General features: G+C 44.2%; 25 protein-coding genes. 4 read left to right on the top strand and 21 right to left on the bottom strand.

All coding sequences use genetic code 11. The features are described from left to right. Window positions 1–123: 123 nt before the first annotated feature. Entirely contained in the window at window positions 124–642 is a 519-nt protein-coding gene (locus NZD89_RS14100) for a GNAT family N-acetyltransferase (protein WP_268008314.1), read from the bottom strand. 310 nt (window positions 643–952) lie between these two features. Between NZD89_RS14100 and NZD89_RS14095 the strand changes: the two genes are divergently transcribed. Further along, complete coding sequence (locus NZD89_RS14095) at window positions 953–1243, top strand: hypothetical protein (RefSeq protein WP_268008313.1); 291 nt, start codon at window positions 953–955, stop codon at window positions 1241–1243. A gap of 41 nt (window positions 1244–1284) precedes the next feature. Here NZD89_RS14095 and NZD89_RS14090 read toward each other — a convergent pair whose 3' ends face one another. The 3 genes from NZD89_RS14090 to NZD89_RS14080 form a co-directional block, all read right to left on the bottom strand. Continuing rightward, window positions 1285–1893, bottom strand: coding sequence for a hypothetical protein (locus NZD89_RS14090; protein WP_268008312.1), 609 nt, complete (start codon window positions 1891–1893; stop codon window positions 1285–1287). 13 nt (window positions 1894–1906) lie between these two features. Beyond that, window positions 1907–2662, bottom strand: coding sequence for a hypothetical protein (locus tag NZD89_RS14085; RefSeq protein ID WP_268008311.1), 756 nt, complete (start codon window positions 2660–2662; stop codon window positions 1907–1909). A gap of 323 nt (window positions 2663–2985) precedes the next feature. Then, window positions 2986–3903, bottom strand: a complete 918-nt coding sequence (locus NZD89_RS14080; RefSeq protein WP_268008310.1) for a restriction endonuclease — start codon at window positions 3901–3903, stop codon at window positions 2986–2988. 85 nt (window positions 3904–3988) lie between these two features. Here NZD89_RS14080 and NZD89_RS14075 point away from each other — a divergent pair, with 85 nt between their 5' ends. After that, the gene (locus tag NZD89_RS14075; RefSeq protein ID WP_268003651.1) at window positions 3989–5233 is read left to right on the top strand and encodes an IS4 family transposase; all 1245 of its coding nucleotides are present in this window, start codon (window positions 3989–3991) and stop codon (window positions 5231–5233) included. A gap of 152 nt (window positions 5234–5385) precedes the next feature. On the opposite strand, the gene NZD89_RS14070 is transcribed toward NZD89_RS14075, so the two are convergent. Both NZD89_RS14070 and NZD89_RS14065 read right to left on the bottom strand, forming a co-directional pair. Then, on the bottom strand, window positions 5386–5556 hold the full coding sequence (locus tag NZD89_RS14070; RefSeq protein WP_268008309.1) for a nuclease-related domain-containing protein: 171 nt from the start codon (window positions 5554–5556) through the stop codon (window positions 5386–5388). Window positions 5557–6209: 653 nt separating this feature from the next. Next, complete coding sequence (locus tag NZD89_RS14065; RefSeq protein ID WP_268008308.1) at window positions 6210–6440, bottom strand: reverse transcriptase domain-containing protein; 231 nt, start codon at window positions 6438–6440, stop codon at window positions 6210–6212. 380 nt (window positions 6441–6820) lie between these two features. On the opposite strand from NZD89_RS14065, the gene istA reads away from it, so the two are divergent. Together istA and istB are read left to right on the top strand one after the other, a co-directional pair. Next, complete coding sequence (gene istA / locus NZD89_RS14060) at window positions 6821–8311, top strand: IS21 family transposase (RefSeq protein WP_268005360.1); 1491 nt, start codon at window positions 6821–6823, stop codon at window positions 8309–8311. Next, window positions 8298–9038, top strand: coding sequence for an IS21-like element helper ATPase IstB (istB, locus tag NZD89_RS14055; protein ID WP_268004193.1), 741 nt, complete (start codon window positions 8298–8300; stop codon window positions 9036–9038). The genes istA and istB overlap by 14 nt, the downstream gene beginning before the upstream one ends. A 198-nt stretch (window positions 9039–9236) precedes the next feature. Here istB and NZD89_RS14050 read toward each other — a convergent pair whose 3' ends face one another. The 15 genes from NZD89_RS14050 to NZD89_RS13980 form a co-directional block, all read right to left on the bottom strand. Then, on the bottom strand, window positions 9237–9503 hold the full coding sequence (locus NZD89_RS14050) for a hypothetical protein (RefSeq protein ID WP_268008307.1): 267 nt from the start codon (window positions 9501–9503) through the stop codon (window positions 9237–9239). Window positions 9504–9882: 379 nt separating this feature from the next. Next, entirely contained in the window at window positions 9883–10206 is a 324-nt protein-coding gene (locus NZD89_RS14045) for an L-rhamnose mutarotase (protein ID WP_268008306.1), read from the bottom strand. Window positions 10207–10351: 145 nt separating this feature from the next. Further along, window positions 10352–11071 carry a FadR/GntR family transcriptional regulator gene (locus NZD89_RS14040; protein ID WP_268008305.1) on the bottom strand — a complete coding sequence of 240 codons (720 nt, stop codon included), beginning with the start codon at window positions 11069–11071 and terminating at the stop codon, window positions 10352–10354. Window positions 11072–11281: 210 nt separating this feature from the next. Continuing rightward, a complete protein-coding gene (locus tag NZD89_RS14035) occupies window positions 11282–12379 on the bottom strand; it encodes a Gfo/Idh/MocA family protein (protein ID WP_268008304.1) in 1098 nt (365 codons plus the stop codon). 38 nt (window positions 12380–12417) lie between these two features. Then, window positions 12418–13254: an amidohydrolase family protein gene (locus NZD89_RS14030; protein WP_268008303.1), complete on the bottom strand. Its 837-nt coding sequence runs from the start codon at window positions 13252–13254 to the stop codon at window positions 12418–12420. A 35-nt stretch (window positions 13255–13289) separates the two neighbouring features. Further along, on the bottom strand, window positions 13290–13823 hold the full coding sequence (locus tag NZD89_RS14025) for a MaoC family dehydratase (RefSeq protein ID WP_268008302.1): 534 nt from the start codon (window positions 13821–13823) through the stop codon (window positions 13290–13292). A 67-nt stretch (window positions 13824–13890) separates the two neighbouring features. Next, the gene (locus tag NZD89_RS14020) at window positions 13891–15027 is read right to left on the bottom strand and encodes a CaiB/BaiF CoA transferase family protein (protein ID WP_268008301.1); all 1137 of its coding nucleotides are present in this window, start codon (window positions 15025–15027) and stop codon (window positions 13891–13893) included. Then, the gene (locus NZD89_RS14015; RefSeq protein ID WP_268008300.1) at window positions 15024–16181 is read right to left on the bottom strand and encodes an ABC transporter substrate-binding protein; all 1158 of its coding nucleotides are present in this window, start codon (window positions 16179–16181) and stop codon (window positions 15024–15026) included. The genes NZD89_RS14020 and NZD89_RS14015 overlap by 4 nt, the downstream gene beginning before the upstream one ends. Before the next feature lie 141 nt (window positions 16182–16322). Further along, entirely contained in the window at window positions 16323–16781 is a 459-nt protein-coding gene (locus NZD89_RS14010) for a MaoC/PaaZ C-terminal domain-containing protein (protein ID WP_326492935.1), read from the bottom strand. 23 nt (window positions 16782–16804) lie between these two features. Further along, a complete protein-coding gene (locus NZD89_RS14005) occupies window positions 16805–17902 on the bottom strand; it encodes a mandelate racemase/muconate lactonizing enzyme family protein (RefSeq protein WP_268008298.1) in 1098 nt (365 codons plus the stop codon). 172 nt (window positions 17903–18074) lie between these two features. Beyond that, window positions 18075–19646, bottom strand: a complete 1572-nt coding sequence (locus tag NZD89_RS14000) for a class I adenylate-forming enzyme family protein (RefSeq protein WP_268008297.1) — start codon at window positions 19644–19646, stop codon at window positions 18075–18077. A gap of 127 nt (window positions 19647–19773) precedes the next feature. Further along, window positions 19774–20985 carry a sugar ABC transporter substrate-binding protein gene (locus NZD89_RS13995; protein WP_268008296.1) on the bottom strand — a complete coding sequence of 404 codons (1212 nt, stop codon included), beginning with the start codon at window positions 20983–20985 and terminating at the stop codon, window positions 19774–19776. Between the two features lie 100 nt (window positions 20986–21085). Then, window positions 21086–22108 (bottom strand): ABC transporter permease, encoded by a 1023-nt coding sequence (locus NZD89_RS13990; RefSeq protein ID WP_268008295.1) that lies wholly within the window; start codon window positions 22106–22108, stop codon window positions 21086–21088. Continuing rightward, complete coding sequence (locus tag NZD89_RS13985) at window positions 22098–23105, bottom strand: ABC transporter permease (protein WP_268008294.1); 1008 nt, start codon at window positions 23103–23105, stop codon at window positions 22098–22100. The genes NZD89_RS13990 and NZD89_RS13985 overlap by 11 nt, the downstream gene beginning before the upstream one ends. Further along, the gene (locus NZD89_RS13980) at window positions 23095–24612 is read right to left on the bottom strand and encodes a sugar ABC transporter ATP-binding protein (RefSeq protein ID WP_268008293.1); all 1518 of its coding nucleotides are present in this window, start codon (window positions 24610–24612) and stop codon (window positions 23095–23097) included. The genes NZD89_RS13985 and NZD89_RS13980 overlap by 11 nt, the downstream gene beginning before the upstream one ends. Between the last annotated feature and the right edge of the window lie 63 nt (window positions 24613–24675).

The raw sequence follows: 24675 nt of genomic DNA, 5'->3' as shown, positions 1-24675 counted from the left end.
TATTATGTTGCCTTAGGGTCTTGACATCGTACCGCTGCTCTTTCGTATGTGGCTCTGCACTGGTCTCTCAAGATTCAGTGTAATCCAAGACCTACGAAATGGGGCCGGTGTCGTTCATTATGACTAGTTCAAGATCGCTAATCTTAAAACCATTAAGTCCTCATCGAAATAATGTCCATCAAACTTCAAGGCATGTGGTTCTACACCGTAAACTTCAAACCCCAGCGAGGTATATAGCCGTTTTGCTGATTCGTTATTAGACACAACCGTTAAATGAATCTGTTCCAACCCTTCGCATTCTTTTGTTGCCCTTTCAATGAGAGCTAACAATAGGGCTTTACCTAACCCCCGTCCTCGAAATTGAGGCTCTATGTACATACCGTAGATATTTCCTTTATGTGTCGTCTTAAGTCTGTTCTCACGTGCAAAATTGACAATGCCAACTAATGTGTCGCTGTCGTCAAAACATCCCAACGTAAATTGATCTTTTGTATGCTGTATCCTCTCTATAAAATTCCCCAAAGGTCTAGTTGCTTCTTGCTCATACTTTGATCCAAATGAATCGGGATCATTTTTCAATGCACGCAACCTAACTTCCTTATACTCTTGGGCGTCAAAGTCGTCCAACAGACGAATGTTCATAAGTCACTTCCAATCCATCATCCGAGTGTGTTTTCAAATAATCTTTACGAATTGAATTAAACTGCCCATATGCGACAGAACAGTGTCGACGCAAAATTGTATATTGATACAATATTAAAAGGGTTTCAACCGACTTATTCCACCACAAAATCCGATTACCCAAAATAATAACAGGTTGCCTTTTTAAGGGCTCTCAAAATTCGCTTTTTTCAAGATAAGGTGAAGAAACTACCAACGCTATACAATTTCTTTATTTCCCCACGTATAATTCGCGTATGTAAGACAAATACTATCAGGAAGGGGGGATGTTATGGAGATTTATCGCGATTCATACACAGTGCTCACCACAGGTGAAGATGAAATTGGTTTACCAACACTCTTTATCGAATACCGTGGTTCCGAAGGAAGTTTGTCCTTTACAGAAATCGAAGTGGTAAGAGGCAAGTCTGACGCCGGTTTCGTATCTTTAAACGAAATTCAACCGATAACGACAGTCATCATAGATGCTCTTTCACAGCCAGAAGCTTTCGTTTTTGAAGTCCCGGCAGACGGCGATGGACAAAAACTGTTTAACGTTATTGATTCACTCCGCGTGATTTAATGCGACAAGAGGGTGCCTGGCAAGCACCCTCAGAAACGTATTCATTCATTATATCCTTCAGACCCCATTTCAGCCTTAATGTCCAGCATATGGCCAATCCACCCTTGCAGCCCATCAAAGAAACACTTTACATCTTCCATTTTTTGAACCAACTCGTTATATCCAATCAATTGAGTTTCCGCACCTCGAAACACCCGACCATTTACATCTTGATTGTAACGGAATGCTTGCCCTGTCTTATCAAGCTTGTGTAAGTCAACAATAATTCTCTTAACTCTGTTTGGTTTGGCACGATCCTCTTTGGGCCAATTGCTTAAGAGCCAAGTCCATAAACCATCAAATGATTTGTTACTCAGTTTGTGTCCCTGGAGTTCTTCCGGGGTGACTTCTTCATCAATTAAAGCCTTCCACTTGATGTATATGTCCTTCCACGTCAGTTCAACGTAATGTCGAAAGAGATATAGCGTTGGGTATAGCCAAGTATCTCGTTCATTCTCCTTATACGCATTGCTTGCAAGGTGTATCGCTGCAGTTCCGTACCCATCTGCCATAACAAATGATTCGTAATGCAGATTTCCTCCAAAAAATGCATTAGAAACACCGGCGTCTGGAGTTATAATGATATTTTTATTGCCTTCACCTTTTTTCATCTTAACCTTCCTTTTACTCGTTAAATGGTAAGTAAGGACCATATGACTCAGTCGAAATAACCCCTCGTTTAATGCATATAGGGCATTCGGTTATCCGGCTGTTATGGTATTTACTTACTTCCAGATATGCTTCAAATAGAGGCCGGAGAATAGTGAAGATGCCAAGCAACCCTAGGTTAGAGATTGACCCTACAGTCCAAATAACAGACGCCACAAGAATACCTGATTCCCATTTTGCAGGTAACCAAATCGCGAGTGGCATAATAACAACTATCGCTAATATAATGAATGCTCCGCTGAATACCAGTTTAGATGCAATGCGAGCACGGCTAACCCCTTTATCTTTTTGCAACTCCTTCTCAAAAGCTTCTTTAAAATCTCCGTATTCCACGTTCCATTTAAAAATCCCCATATCTATAGCCTCAGACAAAAGGCCACCAAACATTAAAAAAATTGATTTAGCGAACCAGTCTGCTAAGGCCATTGACCCCACCGCATACGCACCTTCGAACGTTAATGTACCAACCCAAATTGAGGAATCAATACGGTTTCCGGAGCTTTGGGTAACCGGTACAAATAGACCAAATATGACAAGTAAGACTCCACAACCCAATAATTTTCGAATGGGTATGGATTTAAAAATACTCGAACCATCTTTACTACCCTTGTCAGTCAAAAACGCGTTAAGGAAATCCTCGTGTACAAACTTCTGCATAATATGAAAGAACATTAACTTCATTTGATGCGTTAATTCAGCTTCTGTCGGCAATTTGAATTCACCACCTTGCTATAATTTCCATAATTTTAAACATGGTTGATTAGATATTCAATATTGTTTCTAGAAACCAGGGATACATTTACACACAGGAGGGCGGCATGAGTGGTCGTCATTGCTGTAGGCGAAAGTGGGTCTGCAGACGAGGGTCCATTAAAAATCCTTAGTCATTCCACACTGACGAAAAGATGGCGATGCGGCTCGTGAGTCGCGCATGGCTCAGATATAAGCGAGAAGAGGCGCCCAAGTGAGGCGCCTCTTAAGTTGAAGTGTTTTGCTTGAATTCTATAGGGTTCAATCCATCAAACTCACTTGGGTCAAACCATATGTCCGTATAGACGTGTAGAATTGAGCCATTTTTGGAGTTCTGGTTCGTTAGGTTCAGGAGTTTGCTCCGTAGCTTGTGAAATCAATGAATTAGAAGCATCGTTACGTCGTGAAGCATAAAACTTTCCCTTTCGAACAACATCTTCAACAACCAGCGCGTAGAGAAAGTTTTTTCTGCGGTCAACTACAATTCGAGATTGATCAATTCGAACGCCTAAAGAAACTTGAGCGGCCGGGACAATTATATGAGATGGACCCAACGTAATGTGGACTGGTGGCGAAAAGTTTAAAGTAGTTGGGATGTGGATATATCTGGTGCATTCTTCTCCCTGATTAATCGTAAAGCTGTTGTTGGAGAAAAACTCCTTGACTGCATTTAATGTGCCTTCATCAAGCATTTCTTCGAACGTTTTTCCAGGTCCATCAGGTTTAACGGTCGGGGTCGAAGTTCGTCCGCTTGTTTTGCTTCCCATTAGAAGATTTAGATTTAATCCTTGAGGTGTTCCGTTTTGTTCGGTGGTAAAAGCGCTTATTCCAGGGAACTGTATTTCTTTGAAACTTCGCGAGATGACCTGCAAATAAAAATCCACAACAGGACCAGGCCCACCCCATTCTTCATCCTTTGGTTCTCTTACGAGAAACACCTCGATACCGGCATGTCTAGCCATTGTTTGAGCACCAGATTGGCAGCCCTTAACGGTAAAGAAGACGGCTTTGGATGCATTTAAATCCTGCATTTGAGCTACCATGGCATCTATATTTGCTCGTTTGATTTTAGTGTTCCAAAATTTGCATTCCACGAGAATTTTTTCTGTGTACAGACCCACTAGCGTTGCATAAAGGAATTTATGGTTTGTCAAGTGCTTCGAGTTGTCAGAATGTATAGATGAAATGTTTGGAAGTTTCATGATTTAGACAACACCAACATGAAAAAATCTCCTTAGAATGAGAAGTACAGGTAGTCCTGTCCAACTCTCTCTAAGGAGACCCACCATGGACAAGGATACCACGAAATCGGCGTTCCGGGAGTATGTTACCCCGCTGAATGTCAGTACCATATTGCAGGAATTAAACCGTCTCAAGATGGAGCGGTACGTTAAGAAGCTCGGTGTCATCTCATTCATCCGGCTCGTCGTCTTCGCCCAGGTCAATCAAATCCCGTCACTGAAGGACATCAGTTTGGAGTTGGAAGCCAATGAATCCCTCCAGAAAGAACTGGCGCTAGACTCTATTAGTGCTTCCCAGTTGTCCAGGAAGTTGCGAGAAACGCCGTCATACTTTCTGGATTTCGTGTTCCGTGAATGTGTCGAGCAAATCACTCGCCAGGTCGGTGCAAAACGAGCGAACGAGAAAATGCGACGGATTAATCTGGTGGACTCATCGACCATTTCAATGTGTGTTTCACAGTATCCTTGGGCAGAGTTTCGCAGTACTAAAGCTGGTGTGAAACTGCACCTGCGTCTGGTATTTCTAGACGATCAAGTTGCGCCAGATAAGGCGATCCTCACGCCCGCCAAACCTGCGGACAAGACACAGATGGATGCGTTAGTGGTCGTAGAACCGAATGCGTTGAACGTCTTTGACCGTGGCTATGTGGATTACCGTAAGTTCGATACGTACTGTGCAAACGGAACGAAGTTTGTCACTCGGCTCAAAGATAATGCGGTCATTCACGAAGTCATTGAAGAGCGACAGGTACCGTCCGATTCACCGGTTACGAGAGAAGCATTGGTACGCTTGGGGAGTTATCCAAATTACGTGATGGAGCACACCCTGCGGTTGCTTGAAACCACGGACAATGAAGGCAAGCGCGTCGTGATACTGACGAATGACATGACGATGGATGCAGAGCAAATCTGTGACGTGTACCGAAAGCGTTGGCAAATAGAGTTGTTCTTTAAATGGGTCAAGCAGCACCTGGTACTCAAGCGCCTATACGGTCATAGTGAAAATGGCGTGTATAACCAACTGCTCATTGCACTGATTACGTACTGCCTGTTGATTCTCTTGCAAGCGAAGGTGTCCCACAGCGGCAAGCTACTTGAGGTTTACAAATGTCTACGTCTCTATTGGGACCGAGCCTTTTCTGAGTTTGTGAAGGCGTTGTACAAGAAACCAGGTCGAACATCCAAGGGACGACGACGATGCAAGGTGGAAGACATCTTTGAGCAAACGGTGCAGCAGTACATAGAGCGTGAAACGGAGCATCTTGAGACCGTTATCTACGACCTAATCTAACATTCCTGATTATGGATATTCGGACTACCTGACATAGGGGTATTGACCTTTTAGACCATAAGCCACGGAAACAAAAAATCCGAGTATTCAGTCCGTAACTTTGAACGGCAATTCACCCTCTCTTGACAGGCTCAGAGAAGTTTTATGCAACGTTAGTGGTACAGACCATGTGTATGCGTAATGAGGACGTCAATTTGGCGTGGAGCACCAGATCGTCCTTTTAATACAACGTTGTGTTCCACCTTCACGTCACCTGTGTTATGCAGATCAGCAACGAGACGTTCAAACCCGCCCCAATCTTTTACTAACTCAGAAAGTTTCAAGAGACATTCTCCTTACAGAGCTATTCAATATTTATTATATACAGTTTGGGACAACTCGTTTCGTATTTGTCAGTAAAAATGTGGGTGTGGTCGGGTGTCTTCGCGATTCGAAATTGCACAGGATGGGTGGGGTGTCGTCCCGGGCGCTTGTTTCGCCGTTCTGCGCAGGCGTTCGTGGAAGATTAGAGCGGCATCGCCACGCAATCGGCGTATGAACTTGCAAACGGGTCGGGTATCGAAGACACTCGGCTTTAAATTATTTGTGGTCTTCGGATTTTTTGGTGGGAAATTCAAGGCTTTGCCTGTAGTGTGTATTAAAATTCAGCATATCGATTGTTTAAACCGTTTTTCTATAAAGGGCTTCTTGCACATTTGCCGTGATACACCTTGATGAGGCACCTCATGTTTCCAGCCATGCCGTAATAGGCATAGTGCCCTTGAAGCATCTGGTTGATTTGACGACTTGTTCTTCAATTGACCGGTGTCGGATTTTCCGCATCGTTTCCTGCACTTTACCTATACTGCGCTTGAGTCATTGCTTCTCCGTTTTCCGCCCAACCATGAAGTTCCCCTTGCGGTTTCGAGTACAGTAGTGTGTGAAACCGAGAAAGTATAGTGTTTCCGGTTTCTTTCTACCCCTGGCTTTTGCGTGGTCACTCGCGAACCGCCCATAATTCAATCAGTCTAGTCTTATTTGGCTCTAGCTCTAGCTTGAACTTGTTCAGCCGTTTCCGGAGCACCTCTTGGAACCGTATCGCATCACTTCGATACTGGAAGCACACGATGAAATCATCTATGTAGCGGATGAGGTGTGCCTCTCCTCTGAGTCGAGGCTTTATAGCCTTCTCAAACCAGAGGTCAAGCACGTAGTGAAGGTACACCATTCATCTGATGAGAAATGCAGGATTTCAGCCAGAGCCAAAGTGTCCCGTGCATCCACTAGGTAACGGAACCACGCCACGGCCAGCACCGCTTCGGGCGTTGACAACAGGTCGCCTTCCCCAACCGTTGCGCGCAGGCCGCGCCGAGCCAACGCGTCTGCGATGCTCTAGCATTCATCATTAAGTCGACATAGGATTGTGTATGGTCAAATAAAAATGGAGGTTTCGATCATCAGAAATTCCCTGATCTAATCATTAAGAAATCCTTGCTGATGTCATCAGGAAATCCCTGATCTGATCTGGAAATTTCCCTGGTGTATCTCTCCTAATTGTGTCATTTGCTTCTTACAATCCTCTTTGTAGAAATGCGAGGAGGAGAAAGGATGACGATGAGTATGGAGCAGATTCACCGGATCAAGGAACTGCAACTCCAAGAGAAAGGAGCGTATCAGATTGCAAAGGAATTGGGGCTAGATCCCAAGACCGTTCGGAAATACATGAAGCAGGAGGACTTCTCCCCAAGGCTGCCTGTGCCAGTGTCTAAGCCATCCAAGTTGGATCCCTACAAACCAACCATTGATGCATGGCTTCTTCAAGATGCTAAAAATCGGTACAAGCAACGTCATACGGGGAAGCGAGTATATGACCGACTCGTGAAAAAGTTTCCGGAGTTCAACTGTTCGTACCCGACCGTGAACCGATACGTGACCGCATTTCGTCAACGCCAGCACCTTAGTAAGAAGGGCTATCTTGAACTTCAGTGGCATCCTGGAGAGGCTCAGGCTGATTTTGGTGAATGTGATGTGATTGTAAACGGCGTGCGACGCGTTACGAAGTATCTGGTGGTATCTTTCCCGCATAGCAATGCAGGATTTGTTCAGTGCTTTCTCGGTGAAACTGCTGAATGCTTATGCCAAGGATTAATGGACGTCTTTTATCATATTGAGGGTGTTCCGTCACGACTTGTGATTGACAATGCCACAGCAGCCGGCAGGCGAATTGGAGAGCTAGTTCGCCTTACACAGTTGTTTAAGCGATTCCAAGCCCATTTCGGATTTGAGATTACATTCTGCAATCCGAATAGCGGTCATGAAAAAGGAAATGTGGAGAACAAGGTTGGTTACGCTCGGAGAAATTACATGGTTCCCCTACCATCCAAAGTGTCATTGCATGAGTGGAACACTGAATTATTCGAACTATGCGATTTGGATAATAGCCGCGAGCACTACAAGAAAGGAGTACCTATCTGCGAGTTGTTTGAGAAGGACAAGGAAGCCATGCGAGCACTCCCAAACGCGCCGTTTGAATCTTGCCGATATGGGCATGTAAAGACCAACGGCTATGGCAAGTTCATACTTGATGGCAAGCACACTTATTCTTCCTCGCCGCTGTATGCAGACCGGGAGATTATTGTCCGGATCGGCGCACATTTCATTGAACCACTTGATGAAGCGGGTGACGTTATCTCTCGCCACGAAAGGGAGTTCGGTACAGAGCGGACAGACACAGTCGACTGGTTAACGATGCTAGATCAATTGATTGTAAAACCAGGAGCATGGCGAAACAGCCTGATGCGTAGCCAAATGTCCTACGAGGTTCGTGATTACATGGATGAGCAGGACAAGAGTGGGTTACGGCAAGCGTTACGCCTCATGAAGGATTTGTCTAACCAATATGGCTTGGACGTTGCGGTGACTTCGATACAGGAAGCAATTGTTCGCAAACGCACACAAGGCATTGAGGTCAATGCAGCAGTTGTTGCGGCTCGGATTGCTCACTACGGTCTGGATACGCCAGGGGAGCCTGGACCCGACATGAGCCAGTATGATGTTTTACTACCCGCATTCGGAGGTGAAGTGCATGGACCGCAGTGAGATACGACTAGAAATCTCACAATACTGCCGACAATTAATCCTGAGTCAGAATGCGGTACGGTTATGCGATTTAGAAGCTACGCCAAGACAGGAGGAGTTTCTACATAAGGTGTTCCGGGAGGAATTGGAGCACCGCGAGCGTCAGCGGAGAATTCGTTTATTTCAACGAGCTGCGTTCCCTGTACGAAAAACGCTGGAGGGGTACGAATTCAGTTCACTTCGCCTGCCCTCTACCTTGTCCCTGGATGAACTGACTTCGTGTCAGTTTGTCCAGGAGAAAAAGAACCTCGTTCTGTATGGTCCTGTCGGCACTGGTAAGACACACCTTGCCATTGCCTTAGGAACGAAAGCGTGTGAGATGGGAATTGTTACGAGGTTTTTCACCGCAGCATCCCTGGTGACACGACTGAGCGAGAGCAAACGCGCTGGATCTTTAGAACGCATAATGAAGGAACTAGAAAAGGCTCAGCTTGTGGTCATTGATGAGTGGGGTTACCTTCCGATGGACCGTGAAGAGGCGCAGCTATTATTTCAAGTGGTTGCAGCTAGTTACGAGAGACGAAGTTTGGTGATCACCACGAATCTGGAGTTCTCCAAATGGGGCGGTATTTTCACGGATGACCAGATGGCTGCTGCAATGATTGACCGTCTGGCGCACCATGGACAACTTGTTGTGTTTGAGGGAGAAAGCTACCGACTAAAACACGCATTGATGCGGCAAAAATGACCCAAACAGAACTGGAAATACACCAGGGAATTCTCGTGATAATACCAGGGGATTTTAGTTGATCACACCAGGGAAAAATCGATGATTACACCAAGGAAAAAGTGATGATAAAACCAGGGAAATCTTCTTGACAAAACACACATAGGATGGCGATATCTGAAGGACGGATAGGCCGCAGTTTTCTACTTACCTTGTCCTCTACAAGGCGAGAAAGCCTTCAATGCCTAAAGCAAGTGCATCTGGATCCGGCGCCCGCTTGTTGGAATCCGGATAAAGCCAAACTTCGAGGGAACAAGCCTGACCTTCCTTATCCTTCCGAATGGGCTTAAGCTCTACTTGACCCCGCTCCAGCCCAGTCGCCTCGAAAACGGGGAGAAACACGGCGTTGACGAATTCCACAAGAGAAACACGTGAGCGGTACGAGTCCCTCAGAACCGTGATGGCCTCGCCGTCTACTTGCTCCATGGCTTCCGTCATCAATGTGGGATCTGTTGCACCGGGCCCTAACAAAGTCGAGAATGTCTCTACAACTACTTCCTTCTGACCGCTGCTCGCGATGCGTTCGTAATAATCCGGGTAAAAAAGGTGCAGCTAGACATGTCGACTCTGAAACTTTGACCTGTCGGATAGTTGATCCAAGACTGCTCGAACCTTCACATGGTAGCTAAACAGGTTCCGCCGTTCTGCAACAGGCAAACTTACAATGTGGACGGCGACTCGCGCTAGATAGGCAAACGACTCTCGGGGGCAGCGGAGATAAAATGAATTAATGCCTATATGGACTTCCATTCATTACGGTTATGCAACTAGTGATTTTGTCTAGGCTTTTACTATGGACTCGTTCCTAATCCTGATGGAATACTTCCTCCATGTTCGCCCACCATTCTCCTTGGCTTCTGGTCTCCAGTGGTTCTTGGCAAGGCATACAAACATTCCACCACTTTTGTGTCATATCGTCCTCCGCCATCTTGGCCATATCTCGGTCATAATCGTCACCAACGTATTCGAAGTAGCTAAATAAGAATCCTTCTTTATGATATATAGAATAATTTTGTATGTTACATTCTGTAATCATCTTTTTTACGTCAGGCCACACATCCGCATGAAGTCGTTTGTACTCTTCTAATTTTTCGGGTTTTACTCTTATTACGCTCCCGTATCGATGCATGCTACTCGCCCTTTCTTATCAATCATTGTTTAACATTGTGGTCGTATACAGCAGTAAATGCACAAGGTTTTTCTCAGGTGCACAACGCTCATACATCACATATACTGTTGATCCCTGAAAACTATCACCATGGAAGGTCCCCCTTCTAATCGTCCATGAATTCGTCGTCTACCAAGTCACTGTAATACAACACAGCGGAGTCAAAATGCTCCTCAACCGCGATTCGCAATTCTTCCATGTCGCGTTTCTTAAGTGCTTGGACAATTTTCAAACGATGATGAAAACTGTTTTCCATTGCGTTGGGAACCTGATACAGGGTGAGATTCGCCCTATCCTTAATGTTCAGAAAAACCGAAATTAATTTTGTCAGAACAGAGTTGTTTACGGCGCCCACAATAACTTCATCATATTGATTAATTAATGTGTGGAATTCCTTGGAGTCGCCGGCCGTTTCTATGACTTCTTTACACCGACTAAGAATATGCTCTAGTTTCTCAATGTGGACGTTCTCAATATGTTCCAAGGCCAAGTAGAAAATTGGTGGTTCAATTAATCTACGGACCGCATATAACTCGTCGAACATTCTGCTTTCCTTGTAAAACATAAGCTTGATCGCTTCGTTTGGAATATCGTGATTTTCGGTTACATAACTCCCATCGCCGGGTCGAGTTTCAATAAGACCAATGAGAGCCAAGGCCCTTAGAGCCTCTCGGATACGAGCTCTTGTTGTACCAAACATTTCCGCCAAATCTCGTTCATTCGGCAGTTTCTGCCCAGGTTGTAACTCACCGGTTCGAATTAGGGTTCCCAGTTGCTCCAATACTTGATCCGTCACGGTTGCACGATTTAATGGTTTAACGTTCACACTTACATCTCCCATAAAAACATCAATTTTGTTCCGATAAAGTGATTGCAACTGAGGACACCGCAAATTCCCACAATACATTCCCTGTGGCATGATTGGACTTCGGACAAATCCGGAGGAGTTTCACCACAATTTCTCAGTTCCAATGAACGGCTGGCTCCTCCGAAGCTCTTCCCACTTCAGGTCCAATCCCCTCCGGCTATTATTTATTCAGTCTATTTCCTCCAGCCAAACCGGGCGGTTTTGTTGCATAGAACGGGAGGCAGCAAACACCATTTCGAGTGTTTTCAGATTATCGGCAACGCTGTTTTCAGGTTCCCGCCGTTCTTCAATTGCTCTCATTAACTCTCCCATAGTTCCCATAAACGCATGTGGAAACCATCGCCCCTCAAGTTTGGGTGAAATCCAACAATCGTTCTTAATTTCTTTAGAAAAAAAACTAATACTATCTTCTTTGCCGATTGGATAATTGTACAAAGCACCATTGGTTCCTTTTATAGTTCCCTTTGTTCCTTCAAAACGAAAAGTTGCGTACCAATCATCTTCCGAAGCAAAATTATTGTGGTTATCGTGAATCAATCCGCGCGCTTCACCGGGAAACTTCAAGTGAATCATGGTACGGGTTTCTGCACTCCATGGCTGACCAGGAAATCTAGCCCCATCGGCATAAATATACTCTGGAGTTCCAAAGAGAAAACGGATGGAATCCATATAGTGAATACTATGATACATGAATTCCATGCCTTGAATAGACATCATCCATGGCCATGTCTCCCATGGAGTCAACACATTCACTTGTATAGACGCCTGAGTGAGCGTCCCCAACCATCCACGTTGGATGATTGTATGGCTCGATCGAATACCAGGAGCCCAACGCATCTGTTGATTGACTGCTGCCTTTACGTTCGCTTCAGCACAGAGTTCAACAAGGCGTCTAGCATTCGTGAGATTTTCGGAAAGTGGTTTTTGGCACAAAACATGCTTTCCTTTAGCTACGACTTTTTCCACAACAGCCAATTGGTTTTTCGCGGGAACAGCAACGTCTACAATTTCGACCTCTGGGTGAGCTAGTAATTCATCCAAAGAATGAAAAACATTTTTAACTTTGAACTTTTCTGCGACTTGCCTCGCCTTGACTGTGTCCACATCAAAGATTCCAACAACTTTAAAACCCGCCATTTCGTAGGCTGGGAGATGGCATGCCTGGACGATATCACCAGCTCCCACGATTCCTATACCCATTGATTTATTCACAGGTAGCTTTGGCTGGTAGTCTAGGTCAAGCCAACTCGTCTGTTCAAGATCCATTGTGCTGTTCCACCTTTCTAAATGTTGTATACGGATTTTCAAAGAATACGATAAAACTCCACTGCCGTTTTGCCTAAGATTGCGTCGATTTCTAATCGTGATAAACCTTCAAGAGCCTTGTTCGTTTCCAACCACACTTTGTTATAGTCCCCCGCTAGTGTTGCAACGGGCCAATCACTACCGAACATTAAGCGATTAGCCCCAAATTTTTCGACTGCAAACTCAATGTACGGTTTCAAGTCGTTCGCTGACCAAGTTTCCCAATCAGCAGCAGTGTTTAGGCCAGAAACTTTTGCGTATACCTGAGGATACTCCGCGGCACGAGCTAACTGACTTGCCCACGGTTCCATGGACTTATCTTTAATTGGTGGTTTTGCTAAATGATCAATTACCATTTTCAGGCCCGGTACCTTTTCTGCTAACGTTGGAACGTGCTTTAAGTGGTTCGGGAATACTGCGACTACATCGAATGGAATACCGAAGGACGCAAGTATTTTCAGACCCTCAATAACTTCCTCCCGAATAACCCAATCTGGATCTTGCTCTTCGTGAATGAGATGCCGTATGCCCTTGAAAAGCGGGTTTTTCGTAAACTCTTCTAATTTCCTCCCCGCCTCATCGGGATTATTCAGCGGAACCCAGCCTACAATTCCTCCAATCCACTCAAACCGGGACGCAGTGTCAAGCATATAGTGTGTGTCCTCATATGAGTCCATTGCTTGCACAACTACAGTCTTGTCTATTCCTGCAGCTTTGACCTGATCCTCAAGTTCAGGCGCCTCAAATGTACGATAGATGGGACCGTAAGAAGGACCTAACCATGGATATTCAACTTTATCTAAATTCCAAAAATGTTGATGAGCGTCTACCTTCATATGAAACCCCTCCCTTTTTCAGAGTAGATGTACCCTTATCCCTTTTTCTCCACTAAATGTTGCCACTGTGACGGATCTCGGTAACGGACGGTTTGCAAATGTTCACAGTATAAAACAAGTTCTCCTTCATTTTTAAACACCTGATAACTGACCTTTACAAGGCCCATTTCTGCATACTTCGGTCTTTTTTCCAGATTTGTACGAACGGTATAAATTGTGTCACCAATGAATACCGGTTTGATAAAACGCAACTTGTCATACCCATAACTAAATGTGTGAATATTGTTATGAGCCATCAGCCCTAGACCCACACTAAATACCATTGCTCCTGCAACGAGACGTCTTTTAAACACCCCTTCTTCGGTTGCAAAAATTTCGTCCGCGACATACGGATGAAGATCCATAACAAGTGCGTTGAATTGCATGCTTTCTCCTTCGGAGATTGTTCGTCGAATCGATCGAATCGATCGCCCTACCTCAAACTCTTCATACATCCAATTTTCTGTATTAAAGACCGGTAAATCTTGATGCTCTTTCGGAATTGACAACATTTCAACCTTGGTAGTCATTATACTGTCTCTCCTTTTTCATAGGTCCATCATGGGTACGGGAAACATCATAGAACTTTCATATTTATTAAATATTAAATTGTGAATTAATCAATTCTGTATGCACCCCAAGTGCAGGAGCACATTTTGTCGATGTTAAGATTTCTCCATCTACGCGGACAGGGCACCGGGTAGTTTTCAACAATTCGCCATTTGGCAACTCTAAGTCTTGGACTAGGTTGAGGGCTTTGAATCCATCATGGTTTAGAAGTTGCTGCCAAGTATATACATCTGAACACCAGTAGTCGGCAGGCTCTAAAATTGACAACCACTCCTGAGTCGTCCGGGTCTTTAAGTGAGAGACAAGAATACTTTTAATTTCATCCCGTTTGGTTATCCATGTATGTTTGTCTTGATATTCGTTTAACGCACTGCATCCGAGTAGTTCCCCCAGCCTTGGAACTGAGCCCATAGCTAGCGCCAGATAACCATCCTTAGTTTCATAAATTCCATACGGTGCACCCAAATAGGCGTGCGCACTATTTATCTCACTTCTTCGTGGCGCCGGGCCTCCGTTTAAGTAAGTAGTGAAAACTTCAAATTGGAAATCCATGATGGACTCCAACAGACTAACTTCTACCAAACCACCTATGCCCTTTACACTTCGGCGAACCAAACATGCCAAAATTCCTTGTGTCAGATACGCACCAGTCAACATATCCGCAACAGCCAATCCAAAAGGCATTGGTGGTTGTGCTGCATCACCATTTAGCCATGTTAAACCCGAAATCGCTTGAACTAATAAGTCTTGGCCTGGCTTCTCCTTCCATGGGCCACTGACACCATACCCAGTAATTCTCCCATATACCAATTTCGGGTTTATCTCACAAACCGATTCATATCCGAGTCCCAGCTTCTCCATGACACCTGGGCGAAAGTTTTCAATGAGGACATCTGCACTTCCAACCAACTTCATAATGTTTTGTAAATCTGATTTTTCTTTCAAGTCTGCCGTATAGCTTTCCTTGTTTCGATTAATGGTGTGAAATAATAAGCTATCCCCGTCCAAGTCAACCCCTAAGGACAGCGCTCGGCAGCCATCTCCAATTCCTGGACGTTCCACCTTGATTACACGAGCGCCCATATCCGCCAATCTAAGTGCCGCAGAAGGTCCAGATAGAAACTGACTAAAATCTAACACGAGTAGCCCTTCAAGCGGTTTCATGACGAAACTCCCTCCTTTGTGGACTGATGATATAGATTTTTTAATTTATCGAGGACAGCCTTCGAACTAGTATTTCCGCGAAGATATTCTTGGACGATAACACCAGCATGATCTTGAAAATACAGGTAACCACAATAGCGGGGACGCACATATGCCCTATCGAGTGTAGGTAAAGTGTTTTTGAAAAACTGGTTACTGAGACTATTCACCTCTTCATCAAGCCACGCTGATCGATGTCCAGGTTGACCACCGCTTGTAAAATAAATTGATTTCTGACAGTTCGGACTGGCAACATATTCTGCAAATAGAACGGCCTCGTTAATGTTTTGGCAACTAGCGGATATGGCAATTCCAGTGCCACCGAGTGTACTCACAAGGCGACCATACTCATTTAGAGATACGAGATCATCAAACACCAGGTTATGTCGGCTATACCCTTGGCGGGAATAATTGGAGTATCCATACGCAAAGGGGCAATAAACAAAGTCGTCGTTCCTCGTTAACATTTCGTATATTTGAATTGGGTTCCAATTGAAAATGTCATTCGGACAGAGAGATGCCAACTCTTTTAATTGTTCCAAAGCTTGAGTTCCGATGTACTCATCAACAACTGTTCCCTCATCAGTGAACAATTCCCCATTCATGGTTACACAGAGCATGTAAAAGTTCATCAGCGTATCGATTGGGATCGCGGGGAAAATGACTTTCTTCAGTCGCGCTAATTTGAGCACATCAGCCCAAGTCTGGGGCGGCTGAGTTCCCTGTAGTTTCAACAAATCTTCCCTATAGGCGGCAACCGGTGTAGCCGCGTCAATGGCTAGTGCAAATTGACTTCCATTAAAGTTGTAGCTTTCAAACGACTTACCAACGGATCCTTCTTTCTGGTCATCGAGATATTCCTTTGATAGGTATTTTTCCAACGGAAGAAGAGCACTGTTGGCGTATGCAAATCCAGCCCAAGGATGATCAATGACAAGTAAATCATACTTGTCTATCAACTGATCTATTGGGTAGTCAGCAAATTCTTGTAGCGATCTCTTTTCCCACATTATTTCAATATCAGGGTTTATTTCGGAAAATCTTTGTGCTGCAGCCACTACCGATGCATAGCCACGACTATGATTCCACGTGATACCGTTTAGTTTTACGGACATAGTTATCACCTCTACGACTCGGTTTTAAGATTCTCACTAGACCTCGATGAGCAATCAACTACTCATATCATGGCCCTTGCTATTAAGTTCATCATTTCAAACAGATTCCAAAGGAATCTCGTGCATAAGACACAAAGACGCCTATTTCCGTTTCTTTGCCAATAGGAGATGCTCACAAGCGATGACTAATTCTCCCCGCTGGTTTTGGATCTCGCAGAGTTCTACAACAATTCCATAATCAGGTCTCTTGGGATAATCTCTTTTCTCCTTAATCGTGACCTTGTTGTAGATTGTATCGCCAATGTAAACGGGATTAATGAATCTCAATCGATCATAGCCATAGGAAAAAGCCTCAGGGTTAATCTCCCCGGCTGCCATCCCAATTCCTACGCTAAAAATCAATGTTCCGTGCGCAATTCTTTGGCCAAACTCCTGACCTTTACACCACTCAGCATCCATGTGGTGGGGGTAAAAATCCCCTGTTTGACCAGCATGTAGGACAATATCCGTTTCCGTAATTGTGCGTCCCATAGTTTCACGAACAGAACCAACATCATAATCTTCATAAAACACAGATTTTTCCATGTCATCGACCTCCAAAAGCAAGATATTCTTCTTGATTTTTAAAGAACTCTATAGGTTTCAAATGCACTTAGTAATATTTCAGTAGAAGCGCCAGGTCGTTCGGGAATTTTATAATATCCATTCTCTACCGTTACGGGTTCAACAAAAATGTGACGGATCCATGGAATATATTCCAACATATATGCATTCTGAGTAGCAGCAACTAAATGTTGGTGGATCTGTCCCATGTCTCCAACATGAGGACAAACACGCAAATCATAACAAGCAGCCAGATTAGCTACTTGTAACCATTCCGTAACGCCCCCCACACGAGTTACGTCTACCTGAACAAACTCTACTGCCCCTTGTGCGATGTAATCACGGAAAGCAAATTTATGATATACATGTTCTCCTAACGCAATCGGTGTATTCAGCTCATTTGCTAATTTCGCATGCCCGCTAATATCATCGGGATTTAGGGGTTCCTCGAGCCAATATATGTTGAAATCCTCTAATCTTTTTCCCCAAGTCATAGCCGTGGTAATGTTCCACATCTGGTTAACGTCAACCATCAAAGTGATATCATCGCCAATGGCTTTGCGTAGAGCCATCACTCGCTCGTAGTCTTCCCGAGGATCAGGTTTTCCCACTTTCATTTTCACGCCTGTAAAGCCCTGCTCCACAAAACTTACACAGTCTTTAATTAGACGATCCACACTCCAATTGAGCCAACCACCGTTCGTATTGTAGGCCTTAATCCGATCCGGTTTATGACCACCGAGCAATTGCCAAAGGGGCTTCCCCGCAGCTTTGGCCATTAGATCCCATAAGGCAATATCGACTGCGGCCAATGCCATATGGGTAATACCCGCCCGACCAATCCAATGCATTTCCCCAAATCTTAGTTCATCCCATATTTTCTTAACATTAAAGGGGTCTTTCCCAAGTAGAAGAGGAGTGTAGTATCGTTCTATGGTTTGGACAATCATTTCATCGCCAAATGCGGTAGTTCCTGTGTAACCGGTTCCAAACAAGCCATCGTCAGTATAAATGTTTACTCCTGCTATCCCCCAATGAGCTGCGTGATTGATCGAATCTTCAATTGGAGGATTAATTGGCACATGAAGAACAAAAGTTTCAACCCTTGTAATTTTCATTTGTAAAGCCCCTCTTTCAGTAGTTTTCTTCGGAATTTGCACCCACAAATACAGTATTACAGTACTACCACTGATTATTAAGTGTATAAATATTCACAAACCATGACTAACCAAGTGTTGTTAGACAACTAATCAAAATAACTATCCATGTTCAAACTTGCTTAATTTATTTTCATTCTCTCAATGAACTCTTTACAACTTTTCCTGCGGCGTTACGTGGAAGACTGTCTCGGAATTCTACAAAACGCGGTACCTTAAACTTAGCGAGCCGTTCGGAAGCCCACGAGATGATGTCTTCAGCTTTTAAAGTATTCCCGTGCACTGGGATCACAACAGCCTTTACAACTTCTCCGTATAATTCGTCAGCTACGCCAACAGCAGCAACTTCAAGTACCTCAGGATGACTGGAAATTACATCTTCAACTTCAATACTGTAGATTTTTTCCCCACCCCGATTAATCATATTTTTAATACGGTCACACAAATAGACGAAACCATCGTCATCCATCCAACCAACGTCTCCAGTATGCAACCAGCCATCTACAATCGTCTCTCGTGTCGCCGTTTCATTATTCCAATATCCACTGGTTATCAATGCCCCCTTTAATAGAATTTCGCCTGGCTGTCCTGTTTTGACCGGTCCCCCTTCATCTATGTCTATAATCCTACATTCGATGACAGGGCTGGCAATTCCAATGGATCCAATCTTATGCCTCGCCATCTCTTTGGGCGTCATCAAAGCAGGAGATGTAGCCTCTGTCAGTCCATAAGTGTTTAGTAGCTCAGCATTGGGTAGCCAATTTTTGATGTTCTGAAATAACTTTTGGGATATAGGTGCCCCCCCAGTTCCTAGGACTCTATAGGTTAAATTATAGTTGCTGTAATTTGGTACCTGCATTAACAAATTGTAAATGGTGGGAACACAAATTGTATGTGTAATTTGCTCTTTCTCGCTTAGCTCAAGCATTTGGTGAGCATTAAACGTCTCAAGAAGAACAATAGTTCCTCCAAGGTAAACAAACGTGACTAATTGCGCCATTAATCCTGTACCGTGGAAAATCGGTACAGCAATTATTGTCTTATCAGCAGATGTTAATCCATAACATCTTTCATAATTGATCGCACCATGAATCGCGTTAAAATGGGACAGTACAACACCTTTGGGATTACCCGTCGTCCCAGAAGTGTACATAATAAACGCAGGATCATGTGTTGAGAGTTGTGGTAATGGACTAAAATCCTGATATTCAACACCGAAGTTACTCATCACGCTAGATTGGTAGAAGAATCGTGCTTTGATAATCAATAACGCGCTCAGCGCTTGGGCCTGCTCGTCGGAATCTATGACGATCCCATTCACTTTTGCGTCATTTAAGAGAACCGCCATTTCATTCGGTCTTAGCTTGGTGCTTATCGGTACTACAATGAGTCCAGCAAAAAGAGCTGCATAAGTCATAATACAAAATTCTGCGGTATTCTTTAGTATAATTGCTATTCTTTCCCCGCGCTGAAAGTTACACTCGTCATGAAGGTAGGTTGCAATCGTTAATACACGACGATAGAAATCTTCATATGTTATACGGGTATCTCCACATACAAGAGCTACCCTCTCAGGATGTAGCAAAGCACTAGTTTGCAATGTATTAGGTAGATTCACCGGGCGGCTTTCATAGGTTGGGATTGAAAGTCCATTCACCGTCTCAGTGATAATATCTCTTTCTATCTCATTCCCCCATGCGTACAAAACAATTTCCCCCCAAAAGTATTGCGTGAGGTATATAGATAATGTAATTACTTACGCTCCCTGAAATACCTATGCTGGTAGCGTTCAAAACAGGGATCTGCAAGCAGACCCCTGTTCTGAAGTCCAATCACCACTGTGCAGGCAGGTACTTACTGACATTACTTTTCGTAATAATCCCCATCGGTAGGTAACGCACTGGAGGTAACGTTTTCCCATCAAACCACTGCGCCGCTTCATAGACCGGAAGCGCACCATCACCCTGTGCAGATTGATAGCTTATGGCTACTACTTGACCACTTTGTAATGCCTGCATTCCAATTTTGCTGTTGCCGGCGGCAACACGAACAATATCTTCCCGGTGAGCATTTTGTACTGCTTGGTTAATTCCAATTTGTGAATTAGAGTCATCAGCACTCATAATACCCTTCAGTTGTGAACCGAAACGCGTGATCCAATTCGACGTTAATTGCTGAGAGACGGTAGCGTTTAATTGCCCGGTTTGCATAGCCAGCACATGCATTTTCGGTGCTACCTTAAGCAATTCATCCATGAATGCATACGTTCTTGAATAATATGGAGATGAACCCGGATTATGTCTGATGATCACATAATCACCTTGGTAGTTCATATCTTTAGCGAATTCATCCGCAAGCAACTGCATATTCGCCCAATCGTCTGGACCAGTCCACATAAGCGCATACTGCATTGCCTGATTGGTTGGCAACAAGTTACTCACAATTGCCGGAATACCTGCTTGATTGATTTGACGCAGTTCATTCACAGCGGTATCCGCATCTACTGGAGCAATGATAATCATGTCCGGATGTTGATTGATAGCTTCTTGCACTTGTTGCTCCTGAGTATTTACGGTCCAATCTCCTACCATGATATTCAAGTGCATTTGGTAAGCGTTAGCTATCTCTTTTGCACCTTTGGTATATGCCGTAAAGTACGGATGTGGACCTGGTTCAAGAATATCAATAGTTTTCCCGATAGCACCATTATCTGGTGATTTGGGCTGATTTACTTTTGTTACGTCCCATCCTGCATATTCCATATCCCACCAGTGAAGTATGTTGGTTTCTGGTAATGCGTCGGGATTGGCCGGGCGTGGAGGAATCTTAATCTGAGGTGCTGGCTGAATAAGCGGTTGCCCATCTGTAGACTTTAAATTAGACACATTTACGGCTAATGATTTAGCAAGATTTGAATTTGAAGATCCACTGCTCGAGCCGGCAGAAGAACTACCGGAAGCTTGGGTTCCACAACCCGCAAGCAAGAGAGCTAAACCTAATGGCACAACGACGGTCGTCGAAAGATAAGATACTTTTCGCTTCATAAATGTCCCCCCAAAAAATGTTCAAAATCTTTATAAAAGCACCCTTTAACATTTTTAACCTACCTTGCATCACCTCATTTCCTATCTAAACTATGTCAGCCTATTTATTATTAAATAAAACTGACTTGCTCAGCTCTTGCAGTAAATGAGGTCGAATCCCGTTGACTCTTTCACGTCGGTAAAGCGAATAAGACTCTTGTAATACAACTATCGCCAAAACTAAGCCACTGCACATTTGTTGAACTGAATTTGGAGCATAGAACAGCGACAGGCCATTAAAGAGGACTGTGAGGGCAAGGACTGCTATCACACTTTTCAAGACACTACCTTCACCGCCAGCCATTGAAGTACCACCAATGATAGTCGCGGCAATTACCTCCATCTCCGACCCAGTCCCTAAGGTAGGAGTTGCCGAACCTAGACTTATCGCAAACAGGGCCCCCGCAAGAGCTGAGGTAAAACCTGAAATCACAAACCCAAGTATCAAGGACTTATTCACATGTTGCCCGGACAACCACGCGGTCTCTCGATTTCCGCCGATCATATAAAGGCCACGTCCGAAAAGTGTCTTACGCATAACAACCTCAAATATCACTACCAAAACGAGACCAATAAGAACATAAGGAGAAATTATCGGTATGGACTGGGTTAGCCAGTTTCCAAACCCAAACGCATTTGTATTTACGTCGGACCCATTAGCGTAAAGATACACAACCCCCTGAACAATTGTCATTGTTCCCAACGTTACTATGAAGGAGTGTATTTTTGCTTTGGCCACAAGCAGTCCGTTTATCAGACCCACCAGCGAGCCTGCGAGTAGAGCGATAATTAAACTTAAGGTCCATCCCAAACTTGGTTGGAACCCAATGACAAACATTGCTCCCATCGTGATATTTGAACCTATAGAGAGATCTAGTTGTCCCATAATCAGCACTATGGTAAAGCCCACGGCACAAATACTGTCCAGAGTCATCCCTTGAAGTAAAGTACCCATGTTATATGGAGTCAGAAACCTCGGAGCAAAGATGGCCATCACTGCAAATACCAGTACAAAAATCACATATATCCTGTTTTCGTTTAACCTTCTTGGCCACTTACTAGCTTGGTTTTGATTACGAATCATCGCGTCCTGACCTCCGTAGTGAATAAGCATTAACAAATACCACGAGGATAAAAATGATTCCCTGGACGATTGTTTCCATGAACTCTGACATGCCTAGCAAAGTGAGAACATTGGCAAGCAAACCAATCACCAATACCCCACCAAACACGCCAATGATATTTCCACGTCCGCCTGCTAGAGTGATACCCCCGATAACAACGGCAGTGACCGAATTAAAGTCATATCCAGTTCCGTTGTAATAGACGCCCAATTTAACCAACGAAGTGAGAAGTATTCCTCCGATAGCAGCACCGAGCGCAGACAACAAGAAGGCCAAAAAAATCGTCGATGTAACGTTAATCCCTGTTGTGCTGGCAACATCACGTGACGAACCCACCAACTTTAAACGCCTGCCAAACTTTGAGTGAGTCATCAAAATGTAAGTAACAACTCCAAACACCAACCAAATAACAAACACCAAGGGGATCCTTCCCCATAAATTCGCCCGTGACAACTGAAAAAAGTCATTTATGGCAGGAGTAGTTGAACTAACAAAGACCTGCTTTCCTCCCCATGCCCACTGCATGACACCTAGGAGAACGTACTCAACAGCTAACGTCCAAATAATTGGGTTTGCTTTTATTTTCCCCACAACCAAGCCATTAATTGCACCAATTACGAGACCTGCCAGAATTCCTAAAACCAGACTTACGACTATTCCAAATCTAAGAGTTGATATGGATACAATCCCAGAAAACGCCATAATACTTGGGATAGACATGTCTGCGTAGTTACCACTATAAGTAACGAACGCTACACCAAGTGCTACGATTCCAAGCAGAGATATCGAATCAATAATACTCACCAAATTGGTTAGGGTATAAAAATTCCCAGAGACTACTGGTCCTACAATTAGCAGAATGACAACAGGAATGTATATGCCATATTGCCCAATCCACTTTTCAATGGCGATCCGAAATGAGGGTCCCCTCTCTACAATTTTTCCTTCAACTGACATGAACGAATCGCCCCCCACCGTTAGCAGCTAGTAGAACTTGTTCTTCCGTACATTCATTTCCAGGTATCTCACCAACGATATGACCCCGTCGCATGACCAACACGCGTTCAGACAGACTGACTAATTCAGGGAGATCGGAGGATATCACAATAACTGTACAACCTTGATTAGCAAGACGACGAACGGCATTGTGAATCATCGTTTTGGAACCAATGTCAACCCCTCGAGTCGGTTCATCCAAAACTAAAATTTTAGGTCGAATTGCTAGCCACTTGGCCAGCAACACTTTTTGCTGATTTCCACCCGACAAGTTGGCAACTTCTAATTCAGGATTCCTAGGATTCACATCTAATTCGTCCATAAGTTGTGTCAATATTCCGCGTTTAGATCTGGAGCTGTATAGCAAGCCTTTCCCCATGTCAAATATAATGGACGAGAAAACGTTTTCTTCAATCGAAAGCCGGAGAGCAAGCCCCTGATGCTTCCTGTTTTCTGTTAAGTAGGCAATACCAAGACGAATTGCCTGGTTCATATTCCGAATGCGGACCTCTTCACCTGATAAAAATACAGTCCCAGCATCCACCGGATCCAACCCAACAATCGCTCTAGCCAACTCTGTCCGCCCCGACCCCGCTAAGCCACCAATTCCCAAAATTTCACCAGGGCGCGCCTCAAAACTCACATCGTGAAAAAAGCCATATCTACTTAAATTATCTACCCGTAAAGCGGCAGTTCCTTCTTTGCTTTCTACCCGTATCTTCTTTTCCAATGATTCTTCGTAATTAAGTCTACCAATCATCATCTCTATTAACTGTTCCTGGGAAACCCGTTCTGATTTGACAGAGGAAATTTTGCGCCCATCTCTCATGACGGTAATTCGGTCCGCTACCTCAAACACCTCAGGAAGATGATGTGAAATGTATATAATTCCTAATCCACGTTCTTTCAAGCTATGGATGATAGTGAAAAGTTGTTCTACTTGTTCTCGTGATAAAGCGGAAGTGGGTTCGTCCATAACCAGAATTTTGGGGTTGTTTCCGAGAGCCTTTGCAATTTCCACAAGTTGCGCTTCACTTTGACTAAGCTCGTACATCGGCCTCATTGGATCCAAATCGCCTAAACCGACTAACTCAAGAACCTCCTTGCAGCTCCGAATCAATGCACTCTTGTCTAAGAAAATACCTTTACGAGGAAGCCGTCCGACGAGAACATTTTCGGCAACGGATAGCGGCAAAGCAAGACTGAGCTCCTGATGAATCATTTGTATTCCATGCTGCTTCGCAAGTGCCGGGGAATGAAGATCTACTTTCTCACCATTTACAAATATCGACCCAGTATAGTCATGAAATGAACCAGCGATCATTTTCATCAGAGTGGATTTCCCCGCGCCATTCTCTCCCAATAATGCGTGTACTTCGCCTGGAAAGAGATCAAAATCAACTCCACTGACTGCAAGCGTCCCAGGATAGCGCTTACTTACGCCGTTTAACTGTAAGCAAGGTTGCACAATCAGCCCTCCTCACCGGTACTGTGGTGATACCACGTTTTTAATATACAAAATTATATGATT

Origin of the sequence: Alicyclobacillus fastidiosus (genome assembly GCF_026651875.1) — a bacterium.
Classification (GTDB): Bacteria; Bacillota; Bacilli; order Alicyclobacillales; family Alicyclobacillaceae; genus Alicyclobacillus; species Alicyclobacillus fastidiosus.
This window is presented reverse-complemented; position numbering and strand designations above follow the sequence as displayed.